Below are 13879 nucleotides of genomic sequence, written 5' to 3'. Positions count from 1 at the left end.
CCGCCTCCGAATCAGTGTGGCACTTCGATGATCTATGGGTACGAATCGCGCGAATCGGCGACAACTCGTTAAAGTGAATGGCAGAAATTAATAATTGATTAAGACCTTCGTGGCGATTTGATCTACATCTAGTGGCCACTCTCGGATATCCACACATAAGTTTCGTGGAAAAGTTAACGAGTCGTTAAATGTGACTTGCACACCCATTTAGCGCCGGATTCCTGCCACATTACGACACAGTTTCGTCATAATCTGGCACTTCTATCTTTGGTTGCACTAATTTTCGCAGAAGTTACTCGCATTGGGAGTCCATTTGCCATAGCCGGTGGCCACCAAATTGGCGATGACGCGGCAGACATATTGCTTTTGCGCGGGGTTGTTGTTCGGCCCTGCATGGTATCGGGCTACCGCCATCGTCCACGTCTCATGACGGTCATGCAGGTTGCGGAGAAACTTCGCCGCATATTCGACGTTGCGATGCGGATCGAACATATCTTCGGCGGAGGCGAAATTCTCGCCGTGATAATAGTGATTGATCTGCATGCAGCCGATGTCGATGAGCTTCGCCCCGCTCCTGCGGGCGACATCGAACTGCCTCATCGCATCCTCTTCCGAGGGCGGAAAAATCGCCCTGCCTTCGACGTTCATAGCATAGGGATAGAGTGAGCCCTTGCGACCGGTCTCCGTCAGGCCGACCGAATAGAGGATGCCTTCCGGGATACCGTATTTCACCGCAGCCGACTGGATTTCGCGTTCGCAGGCACCGGTGGAAGCGGCTGCCTCAGAGGTAAACGCCGCCAGCGCCGCTGCTGCGATCACTGCCAACAGAGACGTCTTCGAAACCGGTCTCGCCTGCGCCATTGAAGCCTCCATCCGTCCGCTGCGCCATCTGATTGTGGCGCTCGCGCGCCTCGCCGCCCTGCCCTTGCTGAGGGAGCGACTGCTGCTGGGAGGCCTGCCCCTGGCTGTCGGCCTGATTGCCGGCGTCGGCCCGCTCGACGGGGGCCATGCTGATGGTTACGTTGTCGACCGCATAGCCCTGGCTGCGAAGGGATTCGAGAATCTTGCCGTGATCTTCCTTCAGCTGCCGGTAGGCGGCGCCGGTTTCGACCTTGAGGTCGACGTTCAGGGCGTCGCCGGTCAGGCGCATGGTCGCCGTCACCAGGCCGAGATCGATCGGGTTCATCTGAATCTTCAGCGTATTGACCACCTTACCGGTGCTCGTCCATTCCGCCGCGTTGGAGAGCGCCGAACTCGGCTGCATGGCGCGCGCCCATTCGGAATCACCAGAGAGAGCGGCGGTGACCGCAGCGGAATTGGTATTCTGCGCCAGGCCGATATAACGGCGCGATTCGAGGACCGAGACGTTCTCGAGATCGGTCTTCTTCGCACCGTCGTTGGACCCGGCCTGTTCCGCGCCGAGGTGAACGTCCATCGACACGCCGCGGCCATCGGCGCGGCTGATCCGGAACGTTCGGCCGTCGGCGACTTCGGTGTTCTCGGCGCCGGGAACCTTAATATCATCAGCCTTAACGCTTTCGACATTGCCGCTGACGACAGCCAGGGCGTCGGATGCGTGCCCGCTCGTTTTGGCTTCGATACCAGCGGCCGTCTTCTCGGCAGTTCCGGCCTCGCCGGTCTTGGTGATGGCTTGATGGGCGGCTGCGGCGGCCGGCAAAGCGACCGTGCCATCGGCGGGCTCCTGCTTCAGCAAACCGAGCACATCGGAGATGCCGCCGTCCTCGGCCTCACCGTCCGTATCCGCATCTGTTTTCGAGATCTCCGTCTTGACGCGCTTGACGCCCTTCGCCGCCTGCGCAGCCTCGTCAGCTGCCTGATCCTTGGCATCGGGCTTGCCGGCGCCGGCCGGCAGTTTGAGCCCATCCTTCGCAGGCTTTGCGGCGACCTTTTCGGCATTGGCGACCGTTTCCGGCTGCACGTCGGCCTGTGCCTTCAGCGCGGCGCTGCCGAGATCGATCAGCGGTCTGGCGCCGCTGCGGCTGCGGATCGTCCGCGCCACTTTCCCAGGATCGCCATCGGCGACACCCTGATCCGGCTGTGCATCGTCGGGCGCGTCGTCGACTGCGCTCCCGCTTGTCTTGGCAAGCACATCGGAGAAGCCGCCCTGCTGACCGGCGGGATCGCCCTTCCCAGCATTCGCGGATTTCGCGGCCGCAGCCGCCTCCGCACCAGAGGCTCCGCCCGAGACGCTCAAATCCATCATTGTTCGTTGCCTTCCTGCGCCAGAAGACCATCGATCTCGTCGAGCTTGGATCGGCTGGTCGTCACAAATGCGTTGAATGAGGAGTCGGTATCCTGGCTCTGGCCAGTCGATGCCACACCTCCCGGAACAGGCTCGGGAGGCGCGCCTGGCGTCCCCGGTTGCATGGCTATCGCCGCAGCCTTTTCAGAAGTGATTTCTTGTTGAGAAGTGTTAGGATTGGATGCTTGCGTCAAGCTTGCCAGATCCGGCTCACGCAGAATCTGCTCGGCAACGGACCGCGCCGCCGCCTGCAGCGCCTGATCCCGCGGCGAAAGCGTTTCGCCGTCGATGCCACTGACATTCTTCGCCGCCTGGTCGATATCGTCCGTGGGAAGGCCGGCCATGCCGCCATAAAAATCTGCGAGCGGGCCGAAGGCATTGTCGGTGCCCGCGCCAAGCAACTGCACATGTTCGACCGCCATGCGCGCCAGCTCCGGCTTGCCCGCTATCGCGGCGGCGCGGGCGATGCGCAGATAGACCTCGCGCTGGCGCGGGGCATCCATGAAGGAGAGGATATCGACGACATCCTGCGGTTTCACGTCGTGATCATGGGCGACGACAAGCTTGACGAAAAGATCAGCGAACTGGCTGGCATAGGGCGAATGCAGGAAGCGTCTGGCATAACGCTGCGAATAGGCGAGTCCCTTGTCGAGCATTCCCTTGTCGACGCAGATGGCGAGGGAACGGCGCAAGGCCGCCTCCTCGACGATCGTGCCCGGCGCGGCGAGACGTGCCTGGTCGTAGAGGTCAAGCGCATCTGTCGGTTTCGTGGCGATCATCACGTTGCCGCCGATCAGCGCGAGGTATGGACCGATCTTCTTGTCGCGATATTCCCTGGCGGTTTCCTCCAGCGTCTTGGCGACGAGCAGCCCCTTGCCGGTCAGATATTTGCGCAGCACATCGGTGACGCGGTTGTCGAAATAGCCGTTGACGTCATGGGCGATCAGATATTCGAGCGTCTGGGGATTGCCGCCGCTCATCGTATAGATCAGCGCCGCATCGACATTGCGGTCGTCATCGAAAATCGTTGTATCAGCTGTTCGCAGCCGCTCGTCGATCGTGCCCAGCATGAAGCGCTGCATTTCGCCGGCCGAATGATCGCCGGCAACGACCGAATCCTGCACGAACTGCAGCGACCGCAGCATCTTGTACGGCGCAAGATCGTCCGGATCCTGCGCTTTGCCTGCGGCAGGCGAAAGCATCGCCAGGCCGAGGGCCATAAATCCGACGTAGCGATGCTGCCGACGCGCCATCCGACTATCCCTATTCCGCCTGCACCAGGATCTCGATCCGGCGGTTGGCCGCGTTGAACGGGTCGGCGGGGAGCTTCAGCCGACGGTCGGCGAAACCGGAGACCTGGGAGACGCGCGTCTCGTCCAGCCCGCCGCGCACAAGCATGTAATAGGCGCTCTGGGCGCGATCCATCGAAAGCCGCCAGTTCTCGTTCTGCCCACCCTTGTATTGGCGCCCGTCCGTGTGGCCGCGGATGGCGACTGCGCCACCCCTCTCCTTCAGGATCGTCCCGATCTTTGCCATGGCGAGCACCATCTCCTGGCGCGGGACAGCCGAACCGATATTGAACATCGAAGCGTCGTTCTGGTCGGAGATGCTGACCAGCAGGCCGCCTTCGGCCGCCGTCACTGTCAGGCCTTCGGCGAGCTTGCCGGCAACACCGCCGATCTGTTGCGCGATCTGCGCCTGAAGCTGTTCGGCTTCCTTCTGCTGCTGCTCGGCCCCAGCCGCGCTCTTGTCGGCTTCCTTCTGATGCTCGGCATCCTTCCGAGCTTCCGCCTTCTTCTCCTCGGGCGCTTTGCCATTCGTCGCCTTGCCGTCCTTGGCCTCGGCGGCGCCGGTCGTTTCCCTGGTCTCCTTGGCTTCTTTGGCGGGAGCTTCCTTAGCGGGCTTCTGATCGGTCGCCAAAGGCACCGGCTTCATATCCTCGGCCTTGGCGATCTCCGTCGTCTCGCTCTCGGTCGCCTGCTGCTCGCTTTTGCCGGGCGGCAAGGGTTTTCCGGCCGTTGTCACCTCGACCTGCTTTGTCCAGAAATCCGGATCGAAGGGATCGCGATAGGCTTGCCCGCCATCGGCGCCGGTGGCAGGGCCGGAATCGGCGGCGCCGCCATCGCCCTTGGCGCTGACATTGGCCTGCTGGCCGACCTCCTGGGCGATCTCGGCGAGAACCGAATAGGGATTCTCGAAGAAATCGGCCTCGGAATAATTGGTCTGGTCGCCTGAGGTCGATGTCTGGTCGTCACCATCGGCGGCCGACTTGCCCTCGGTCGGATTATCTTCCTTCTGTTTCGACTTTTCTTTCTTCTCCTCGCCCTCGGCGTGATCGACAGGCTTCTTCAAGCCTTTCTCGGTCGGCTTTTCGTCGGCAAGCTTGATCGGATTGAAATAGGTCGCGACCGCGGCCTTGGTCTCCTCGTTGGCGGCGTTGACCAGCCACATGACCAGGAAGAATGCCATCATCGCCGTCATGAAGTCGGCATAGGCAATTTTCCACGCACCGCCATGGGCACCATCGTGATCACCGCCGCCATGCCGCTTGACGATAATGATCTCGTTTCTGCCGTGGTGATGGTTTTCGCCGTCGCTCATTCGAGAACTTTCTTCAAGCTGGCCGCCCAAGCGGACATACGGGTGACGATGACGGATTCACCGATTTCGACGGCTAGATCGACATCGTCGGCCTCGATGTGCCGAACCGCCGCGGCATGTTCGCCGAGCTCGGCTTTCAATATGTCGAAGAGGCTGGTCGGCCCCCTGACGACGATCGGTCCGGCCGCGCCTTCGAGAATCGCTTCACGCAGCAAAGCGGCGAGACTTTCGGCAGCCTTGGCCGCCAGCGCTTCCGTCATGACGGGCGCAATGGCCGTGGCTGCGCCGGCGCTGACCAGCTGAGCGACTTCTTCGGCGATATCGAGGACGCGGGATGCAATGACCGCCGCCGCCTCCACTTCGTAGCGAATCTTCAGTTCCTCGAGCGCGCGCGCATGGGCCTCGGCCAGGGCGCGCGCCTCGCTTTCGTATTTCTCGGTCAAATCAGCGGTCGCCGCCGCATGGCCTTGCGCATAGGCCTCGCGCCGCTCCGCCTCGATGTCGACCGGCGGTTCGCTCGGCGTCTCCGGAAAAACATCTCCGGCCAAATCGTCGATATCGATGATCGGCGCTGACGGCTTCGGTTCGCCGAAGTCCTTCAAATACCGAGAAAGCGAAATGCTCATAGAAACCATCCAGCGTCCGGGAAACGTGCGGCATGCCCGCCCCCGTTCAAAATGACCTTGCGCGCGACATGTCCTTCGCAGCGAACAAGGGCTTGACCTTGCGCCGGCACGATTTTCGGACGATGCCTTCATGCCGGAAACTAGGAAGTCAAACTTGCGCGAGGATGAATGGCGCCGCCGCCATCGGTGATCGCGCCCAGCTCTACTCCAGCAGAATGAGGATCTTGCTTGCAGCCGTGTTGAGGATCGAGATCGCTTCGACGGCCATCTGCTTCTGGGTTTCAATCGCCTTCTGGCGGATCGAAGCTTCATCCATATCGGTATCGACGAGCGCGCCGACGCTCTTGTCGATCGAATCCGACAGATCGGCCGCGTAGTCGATCTGGTCGTCGATACGCGTCTTCATCACACCGATGGAGGCGGCCGTCGTCGTCAGCGAGGAGAACAGGGCGTCGGTCACATCGAGCATGTCGACCAGCTGGGCGTCGGTGGTGTTGTTGTCGATCGCGATCTCGCTGCCCGTCGCCGACGTGGTCGAACCGGCGTCCAGCAGGTAATAGTTGCGCGGTCCGGTGCCGCTGTTGTTGATCGCCTGGGCATCAATCGCCTTGGTGAACAGGCCACCGCTCGCATTGTTCTTGTCGATGAGGATGGTCTGCGACGAAGCGAAGTCGATGGTCTGGGCCTGGTATTCGCCCGTCGAGGCGCGCACGAAGCCTGAAATGACCGACCATGTCGGCGGCGCGGTCTTGTCACTGTTCAGCAACCAGTTCTCGCCTGCAAACGACGTCGATTCGACAACTGTCTTCAACTGCTCCTTGTATTCGCTGATCTCGGCATTGATCTTGTCCTTGTCGGTGCCGGGCTCTCTTGCCGCAACCAGCTTGGCGCGGATCTGGCTGACGAGATCGATCGCCGAATTCATTGCCGTGTAGGTCGCGTCCACCTTGGCAGCGCCGAGACCGAGCGCATCGCCGATCGTGCCGAGATTGGTGCTGTCCGAACGCATGACGGTGGCGACCGACCAGTAGGAGGCATCGTCCGCGGCCGTCTCGATCCGATAGCCCGAAGAAACTTGCTGCTGGGTCTGACTGGCTTCTTTGTTGATGCTGCGCAGCACCGCAAGTGCATTCACCGCGGCCGCGCTGGTAATCTTAACGGTCATCGACAGGTCTCGGAATAAGATGAAAGGGCAGGCCGGATTGCCGGCGGCGACTGAAGTGGCCTCATGCCTCCGGCGAGTTTTCACCGGCGCGTCGCAAAAGCAAATCAACTCAAGGCGAAGTTAACTCGATATCAACTTGTTGGGCAAGAGCGGCGCCGAGAGCGCGACAAGCGGATTGTCTCGCAAGTCAAGCTACTGATATTAAATAAAGAACCGCGCCGTTTCGGGCGCGGTCCGGAAGGTTTTCTGCTTGCAGCCGAACGGCGGCGCAAGATTCGGTCCAGCTTCAGCGGCTGATTTAGCTGCGGAACAGCGTGAGGATGTTCTGCGCGCTGGAGTTGGCGATCGACAGCGACTGGATCGCCAGCTGCTGCTGGGTTTGCAACGCCGTCAGCTTGCTCGATTCCTCTTCCATGTCGGCATCGACGAGGCGGCCGACGCCCGAGTCGATCGAGTCGCTGAGCGCTCCGACGAAGTTTTCCTGCAATTCGATACGGGTCGAAATCGAACCGAGCTGCGAGGCAGCCTTGGTCATTGCTTCGAGGCCGGCCTCAATCGAGGTCAGGGCCATGGAGATCTCAGCCGAACCGAAGGTGCTGATGTCCATAGAGTAGATCGAACCGATCGTGCCGTAGGACGTGCCGATGATGCCGGAACTCGTCTCGATCGTACCGGTCGAAGTCATGCCGAAGAGAACGTTGCCCGTGGAGCTCGTGTCCAGGACGTAGTCCGTCGTCTTGACCGAGACGTTGCCGTTGCCGTCGCGGACGAAGGTCGACACGACGCTCTTGGTGCCGTCGGCGCCGGCGACCCAGTTTTCACCGGAGAAGGAAGCCGACTGCGCGATGCTCAGGAGCTGCTGCTGCAGCTGACCGATTTCCTCCTGGACCTTGGTCTTGTCGACGCCCTTTTCGGTTGCGGCGACGATCTTCGCCTTGATCTCGCTGATGACGTCGATGGCGCTGTCCATGGCGGAGTAAGCGGTGTCGACCTTGGCGGCGCCGAGACCGAGAGCGTCGGACACGGCCGAAAGCGCCTTGTTGTCCGAACGCATGGTCGTTGCGATCGACCAGTAAGCGGCATTGTCGGCAGCCTTTTCAACACGATAACCCGACGAGACGTGGTTCTGCGTGTCTTCGAGGCTGTCGTTGATTCCGCGGAGTGTCTGAAGAGCGGCCATCGCCGCGACGTTGGTCAAAATGCTGGTCATGAAATGATTGCCCCTTGTTGGCATCTGGGAAAAAGGGACATTCCGGAATGTTACCGGGAACGGGGATCAGCCTCATGCCTGTTAACCGGTTGTTAATGTCGGTTAACCCGCCGTCTCGTTGAGCTGAGAAGACAACATTATGGTTAATCAATCGTTAACGGAAATAAGAAAGCCGCGCTTCATCGAAGCGCGGCTCGAATACGAGGTGCCCGCCGGACACCGGCGGGCCATATTTTCTGGCGCTTATTAGCCGCGGAAGAGCGACAGGATAGTCTGCGAAGAGGAGTTGGCGATCGACAGCGACTGGACGGCGAGCTGCTGCTGGGTCTGCAGGGCGCTGAGTTTGGAGGACTCTTCTTCCATGTCGGCGTCGACGAGGCGGCCGATACCGGAGTCGATCGAGTCGCTGAGAGCCGACACGAAGTTTTCCTGAAGTTCGATACGCTTGGAGATCGAGCCGAGAGCAGCACCGGCGCTGGTCATGGACTTCAGAGCCGATTCGACGTTCGTCAGAGCCGACTGGATCTCGCCGAGGGTGAAGTTGGTGATGTCCATCGCGTAGACCGAACCGGTCGCGCCGTTCGAAGAACCGAGGATACCTGTGGAGGTTTCGACCGCGCCGCCGCTCATGCCGAACAGAACGTTGCCTGTGGAGCTGTTGTCGAGAACGTAGTCAGTCATCACGACCGAAACGGCGTTGGAGCCGTCGCGGACGAAGGAGGCAACGACGTTCTTGGTGCCGTTGGCGCCGGCAACCCAGTTTTCACCGGAGAAGGAGGCCGACTGAGCGACGCTCAGGAGCTGCTGCTGCAGCTGGCTGATTTCTTCCTGGACCTTGGCCTTGTCGACGCCGTTTTCAGTCGCGGCAACGAGCTTGGCCTTGATGTCGCCGACGACATCAATGGCGCTGTCCATGGCGGAGTAAGCGGTGTCGACCTTGGCGGCGCCGAGACCGAGAGCGTCGGAAACAGCCGAAAGAGCCTTGTTATCAGAACGCATGGTCGTTGCGATCGACCAGTAGGCAGCGTTGTCGGCAGCCTTGCCGACGCGGTAGCCGGACGAAACGTGAGCCTGGGTCGTCTGGAGACCCTGGTTGACGCCACGCAGAGTCTGGAGGGCTGCCATCGCAGCGTTATTGGTGTTGATGCTCGTCATAGTTTGTTTGCCCCTTGTTGGCAGATTTTAAGAAGGGACATTCCGGATTTTCGGCCGGCCCACAGCGATCAGCATCATGCCTGTTAACCATTCTCGTTAGGGTTAACTCGCCGTTTCGATGGGCCTAGAAAACAGCAAGATGGTTAAGGAAAGCTAAATCGAAATTGAAAATAACGTAAAAATATCTGATACTTAGAAAGATTTTCATTAACCTTATATTAAAACATTTCGCGGCCGGGGATAAGCCGGCCGCGAAACTTGGAAACCTTGTGCAGACCGCTCTTAGCGGAAGAGCGACAGGATGTTCTGCGAAGAGGAGTTCGCGATCGACAGCGACTGGATCGCCAGCTGCTGCTGGGTCTGCAGAGCGCTGAGCCTCGAAGATTCCTCCTCCATGTCGGCGTCGACGAGACGGCCGATACCGGAGTCGATCGAGTCGCTGAGAGCCGAGACGAAGTCTTCCTGGCTGTCGATGCGGCTGGAGAGCGAGCCGAGAGCAGCACCGGCGCTGGTCATGGACTTCAGAGCCGATTCGACGTTCGTCAGAGCCGACTGGATCTGGCCGGCTGTGAAGTTGGTGATGTCCATCGAGTAGATAGAACCGGTCGCGCCCGTCGACGTACCGAGAATACCCGTGGAGGTTTCAACCGTGCCGTTGCTCATGCCGAACAGAACGTTACCGGCGGAGCCGCTGTCGAGAACGTAGTCGGTCGTCGTGATCGATACGGCGTTGGAGCCATCGCGGACGAAGGAGGAAACGACGCTCTTGGTGCCGGCAGCGCCAGCAACCCAGTTCTCGCCGTTGAAGGAAGCCGACTGAGCGATGCTCAGCAGCTGCTGCTGCAGCTGACCGATTTCTTCCTGGACCTTGGCCTTGTCGACGCCGTTTTCAGTTGCGGCAACCAGCTTGGCCTTGATGTCACCGACGACGTCGATGGCGCTGTCCATGGCGGTATAAGCGGTATCGACCTTCGCAGCACCAACGCCGAGGGCGTCGGAAACGGCCGACAGAGCCTTGTTGTCCGAACGCATGGTCGTTGCAATCGACCAGTAAGCAGCGTTGTCGGACGCCTTTTCAACGCGATAACCGGACGAAACGTGATTCTGCGTCTTGTTGAGGCCCTGGTTGACATTGCGCAGCGTCTGGAGAGCGGCCTGTGCGGAAGAATTCGTGTTAATGCTTGTCATAAATCTGTCCCCTGGAAACTAGATACAAAAAGGAGGACATACCGGACTGTAATACCGGCGATGACGGACCAGCTTCATGCTACTCGGCGCCTGTTTGTTTGGCCCAAACCCGTCATGTCCAGGGCAATCTCGCAGCCAATGCTTGCCAACTTCTTAAAAATAGAGGCTCCGTTCCGGCTCCTTACATCCCATAGTTAATACCGGCTGAATCTATCCGTTCGCATGCTAACGTATCGGGAAAGAAGCCGTTCTCTCGGACAAGACAATGTCTTCATGAGGCGCACCTGTTTCAAGCAAGCTTCGAATGGCAACGTGGCAGGTGCCGGGATAGCATCGTCGGATCAATCCACCCATTGCCTGGGAGGACGGATCGTGCGCGCTCGGCAATCGACAGCCATGCCAGAAAATTTCCTTCACGGAGTTGGGTTTTGAACAGCAAAGTTTCGTTCTCTGCGGCATCCAAAGATTACCAGGCAGGCCGCTACACAAAGTCCTTGGCGACGCTCAACCAGCTCATCGATACTCAGCAGGACGCCAAGACCTATGCGCTGCTGGCCAAAAACCTCGTGCAGCTCGGCTTCAAGGCCGACGCCGCGAAAGCCTATGGCCTGGCCGGCAATTGCGAAGGACCGAACGCCTACGAATATCAGAAGCAGGCTGCCAAGCTGCACTACGAAACCGGCAACGAGGACGAAGCGCTGCTGATCGCCATGCGCAACCTCACCAGAGCGCAGGAAGATGCCGAACTCGCCTTCATCATCACCGCTATCTATCTGAAGCGCCAGCAGCGGGATATCATCCGTCCGTTCAAGACGGTTCTGTCGGAAAGCATGAATCCCGATCACATGCGCCTGGCGGCCCTGCTGCTCAGCGACGATCTCAACGACGCAACCAACCAGACGCTTGCCCGCAACATCTTCAAGCGTTTTCCGGGCAATCACGCCTTCCGCTTTCTTCACCTGGTTTTTGCCCGCGAATTCAACGATTTCGAAGAGGCGGCCAAGCATCAGGCAGTGATCGACGACGCGCTGGCAAAGGGCAATGTCGAGATCCTGCGCAAGGACAACCCGTTCTATCATCTGCACTGGTGCGGCAACGAAGATTTCAACCGGTATGCGACGATCGGCACGGCCCCGCTTAATCAGGAACGGGTCGCTTTCCGCCGCAACCAGCCGCACACATGGTCTGACAAGATCCGGATCGGCTACATGTCGTCGGACTTCTGGGATCGCCACGCGACGATGAAGCTGCTGCAGCGCATTCTCGAACTGCACGACAAGGACAGGTTCGAGGTGACGCTCTTCTGCCATACGGGCCCCGAATACCTGAAGCATAACGACACCGACCGCAGCCGCTGGGGCAGGATCGTTGACATTCACGGCTTCTCCGACCAGGCGGTGCTGGAAATCGTACGCGAGCACAATATCGACATCATGGTCGATCTGAAGGGTCATACGTCGGGTAGCCGCGCGGCAGCCTTCAACCTGCCGCTCGCACCTGTGCATGTCGGATGGCTCGGTTTTCCCGGCAGCACCGTCAACATCGACCTCGACTACGTCATCGGCGACCATTCGGTGCTGCCCGACGTGGCCAAGCCATTCTTCCATGAGAAATTCTGCCGGCTTCCGGAGAGCTACCAGCCGAACGATCCGATGCATCGCCCGAAGCCGCGTCCGGTCACCCGCGAGCAGCTCGGCCTGCCGGAAGAGGCCTTCATCTTCGCCTCCTTCAACGGCAACCGCAAGATCACGCCTGATGTGGTCAACAGCTGGTGCCGGATCCTCAAGCGGGCGCCGAACAGCGTGCTCTGGCTGATGGCCAATTCGCCGCGCAACCAGGCGAACCTGCTGAAGCAGTTCCAGACATCAGGCATTGCGCCCAAACGCATCATCTTCTGCCCGCGCGCGCCCTACGAAGACCACATCAGCCGCCAGCAGGCTGCCGATCTCGGAATCGACACTTTCCCTGTCAACGGTCACACGACCACCTCGGAGCAGCTCTGGGGCGGCCTGCCGGTCCTGACCGTCAAGGGCACCAACTTCGCCTCACGCGTCAGCGAAAGCCTGCTCAGGGCAATCGATCTGCCCGAGCTCGTCGCGAGCGACCTGCAGGCATACGAGGATCTCGCCGTCGAGCTGGCGCAGAATCGCGGCCGGATCGCCGAATACAAGGCACACCTCAAGGAGAGGCGCTATATCGCGCCGCTCTTCGACGCCGAACGTTTCTGCCATCACCTGGAGCAGGCCTACGAAAACATGGCCGAACGGGCGAAACAGCGCCTGGCACCCGAGCACATGGATATTCCGGCGCTGCCCCCGCGCACGGCCCCCTTCGCGGCCTTGTAACGGCTCGACTGTATGATAAACCCCGCCGGAGCGGATCCGGCGGGGTTTTCTTTTTTCCAAATAGAGACGGGCCAGCCGATCAGCTGAACGAGCGCACCAGGCTGCCGACGAGTAGGTTCCAGCCGTCGATCAGTACGAAGAAGAGAATCTTGAAAGGCAGCGAGATCGAGGTCGGCGGCAGCATCATCATGCCCATCGCCATGGTGATGGTTGCGACGATGAGATCGATGACGAGGAACGGCAGCACGACGAGAAAGCCGATTTCGAAGCCGCGGCGAATCTCCGAAATCATGAAGGCAGGGATCAGCACCCGATAATCGATCGGATCGGTGGTCTGGATATTCTGTCCGCGTTCACGCGCGAGATCCACGAACAACGCCAGATCCTTGTCGCGAGTATTGGCCGCCATGAAGGTGCGGAAGGGTTCGGCGATGCGCTGCACTGCGTCCGTCTCGTTGATCTGGTTGGCAAGCAGCGGCTGCACACCGTTCTGCCAAGCCTGATCGAAGGTCGGCGACATGACGTAGAAGGTCATGAACAGCGACAGCGACAGGAGGATCATGTTGGAAGGCGTCGAGGAGATGCCCATCCCCGAGCGCAGGATCGAGAAGGCGATGACGAAACGCGGGAAGCTCGTCACCATGATCAGGATGCCCGGCGCGACCGAAAGTACGGTCAGCAGCCCGAATGTGCGAATGATCCAGGCGGCGACAGAGCCATCGACCGGCACGTTCAACAAGTCGGTGGGCAGCTGCTGTGCCACCGCCAGTTCCGGCACCGCCATCATGGCGGCAAGGAAAACTATGAAACGAATCATTCGATGACAAAGGTCCTGAACATGACCTTCGATACCCGCCCTTGCGAGCGAAGGTCAACACGTTCCTGGATGTCATCCTTGAGATATTGAAAGCCGCGCGGCCCCTCGATCTGCTGAAGGGAAACCGTCCTGATATAGGCGAGGATATCCTGGTGAATGTCCTCGGCGACCTTGACGTCGGGCGGCCCGTTGAACAGCAGCGCGACTTCGAGTCGGACCCAGTTTTCCGAGGGGTAGGCAAGGTTCGATGTAATCGGCTCGAGCTGGACGACGTTGTTGGCCTCGGTCGAGATGCGCGCCAGACCTTCCTCGGCCTTCTTCTTGGCATCGGCTTCCTTGGCCTGCTCTACCTCCTTGGCGCCCTTGACTTCGGGCGCGACGATCGTGCCGACCGCCCAGCCGCCGCCGGCGCCGAGGAGCGTCAGGACGGCGATGCCGATGATCGTCATCAGGCCGGATTTCTTCTTCGATTGACCTGCGCTTACGTCTTCGTCTGCCATCGTCGTTCG

General features: G+C 60.0%; 12 protein-coding genes. 1 reads left to right on the top strand and 11 read right to left on the bottom strand.

Annotated features, from left to right (window positions below; all coding sequences use genetic code 11):
- Positions 1-276: 276 nt before the first annotated feature.
- The 9 genes from QWJ46_RS19440 to QWJ46_RS19400 all read right to left on the bottom strand — a co-directional run bounded on the left by QWJ46_RS19440 (position 277) and on the right by QWJ46_RS19400 (position 10208).
- Positions 277-861 carry a lytic transglycosylase domain-containing protein gene (locus QWJ46_RS19440; protein ID WP_302753000.1) on the bottom strand — a complete coding sequence of 195 codons (585 nt, stop codon included), beginning with the start codon at positions 859-861 and terminating at the stop codon, positions 277-279.
- Positions 782-2224 carry a flagellar hook-length control protein FliK gene (locus QWJ46_RS19435; protein ID WP_302752999.1) on the bottom strand — a complete coding sequence of 481 codons (1443 nt, stop codon included), beginning with the start codon at positions 2222-2224 and terminating at the stop codon, positions 782-784. The genes QWJ46_RS19440 and QWJ46_RS19435 overlap by 80 nt, the downstream gene beginning before the upstream one ends.
- Positions 2221-3516: a chemotaxis protein MotC gene (gene motC / locus QWJ46_RS19430; RefSeq protein WP_184457295.1), complete on the bottom strand. Its 1296-nt coding sequence runs from the start codon at positions 3514-3516 to the stop codon at positions 2221-2223. The genes QWJ46_RS19435 and motC overlap by 4 nt, the downstream gene beginning before the upstream one ends.
- A 10-nt stretch (positions 3517-3526) precedes the next feature.
- Positions 3527-4864, bottom strand: a complete 1338-nt coding sequence (locus QWJ46_RS19425; RefSeq protein ID WP_302752997.1) for a MotB family protein — start codon at positions 4862-4864, stop codon at positions 3527-3529.
- On the bottom strand, positions 4861-5490 hold the full coding sequence (locus QWJ46_RS19420) for a hypothetical protein (protein WP_184457291.1): 630 nt from the start codon (positions 5488-5490) through the stop codon (positions 4861-4863). The genes QWJ46_RS19425 and QWJ46_RS19420 overlap by 4 nt, the downstream gene beginning before the upstream one ends.
- 202 nt (positions 5491-5692) lie before the next feature.
- A complete protein-coding gene (locus QWJ46_RS19415) occupies positions 5693-6655 on the bottom strand; it encodes a flagellin (RefSeq protein ID WP_184457289.1) in 963 nt (320 codons plus the stop codon).
- A gap of 298 nt (positions 6656-6953) precedes the next feature.
- A complete protein-coding gene (locus QWJ46_RS19410) occupies positions 6954-7865 on the bottom strand; it encodes a flagellin (RefSeq protein ID WP_184457288.1) in 912 nt (303 codons plus the stop codon).
- Positions 7866-8111: 246 nt separating this feature from the next.
- Positions 8112-9020: a flagellin gene (locus tag QWJ46_RS19405; RefSeq protein ID WP_184457286.1), complete on the bottom strand. Its 909-nt coding sequence runs from the start codon at positions 9018-9020 to the stop codon at positions 8112-8114.
- A gap of 282 nt (positions 9021-9302) precedes the next feature.
- Positions 9303-10208 (bottom strand): flagellin, encoded by a 906-nt coding sequence (locus QWJ46_RS19400; RefSeq protein WP_184457284.1) that lies wholly within the window; start codon positions 10206-10208, stop codon positions 9303-9305.
- A gap of 428 nt (positions 10209-10636) precedes the next feature.
- Here QWJ46_RS19400 and QWJ46_RS19395 point away from each other — a divergent pair, with 428 nt between their 5' ends.
- On the top strand, positions 10637-12553 hold the full coding sequence (locus tag QWJ46_RS19395; RefSeq protein WP_184457282.1) for a glycosyl transferase: 1917 nt from the start codon (positions 10637-10639) through the stop codon (positions 12551-12553).
- A 79-nt stretch (positions 12554-12632) separates the two neighbouring features.
- Here the strand turns inward: QWJ46_RS19395 and fliP are convergent, their stop codons facing one another.
- Both fliP and fliL read right to left on the bottom strand, forming a co-directional pair.
- Positions 12633-13370 (bottom strand): flagellar type III secretion system pore protein FliP, encoded by a 738-nt coding sequence (gene fliP, locus QWJ46_RS19390; RefSeq protein ID WP_184457279.1) that lies wholly within the window; start codon positions 13368-13370, stop codon positions 12633-12635.
- Positions 13367-13870 carry a flagellar basal body-associated protein FliL gene (gene fliL / locus QWJ46_RS19385; protein ID WP_184457277.1) on the bottom strand — a complete coding sequence of 168 codons (504 nt, stop codon included), beginning with the start codon at positions 13868-13870 and terminating at the stop codon, positions 13367-13369. Before fliL ends, fliP begins: the two co-directional genes overlap by 4 nt.
- Positions 13871-13879 lie beyond the last annotated feature (9 nt).

Origin of the sequence: Rhizobium sp. CBN3 (genome assembly GCF_030518245.1) — a bacterium.
Taxonomy (GTDB): Bacteria; Pseudomonadota; Alphaproteobacteria; order Rhizobiales; family Rhizobiaceae; genus Rhizobium; species Rhizobium aethiopicum_A.
This window is presented reverse-complemented; position numbering and strand designations above follow the sequence as displayed.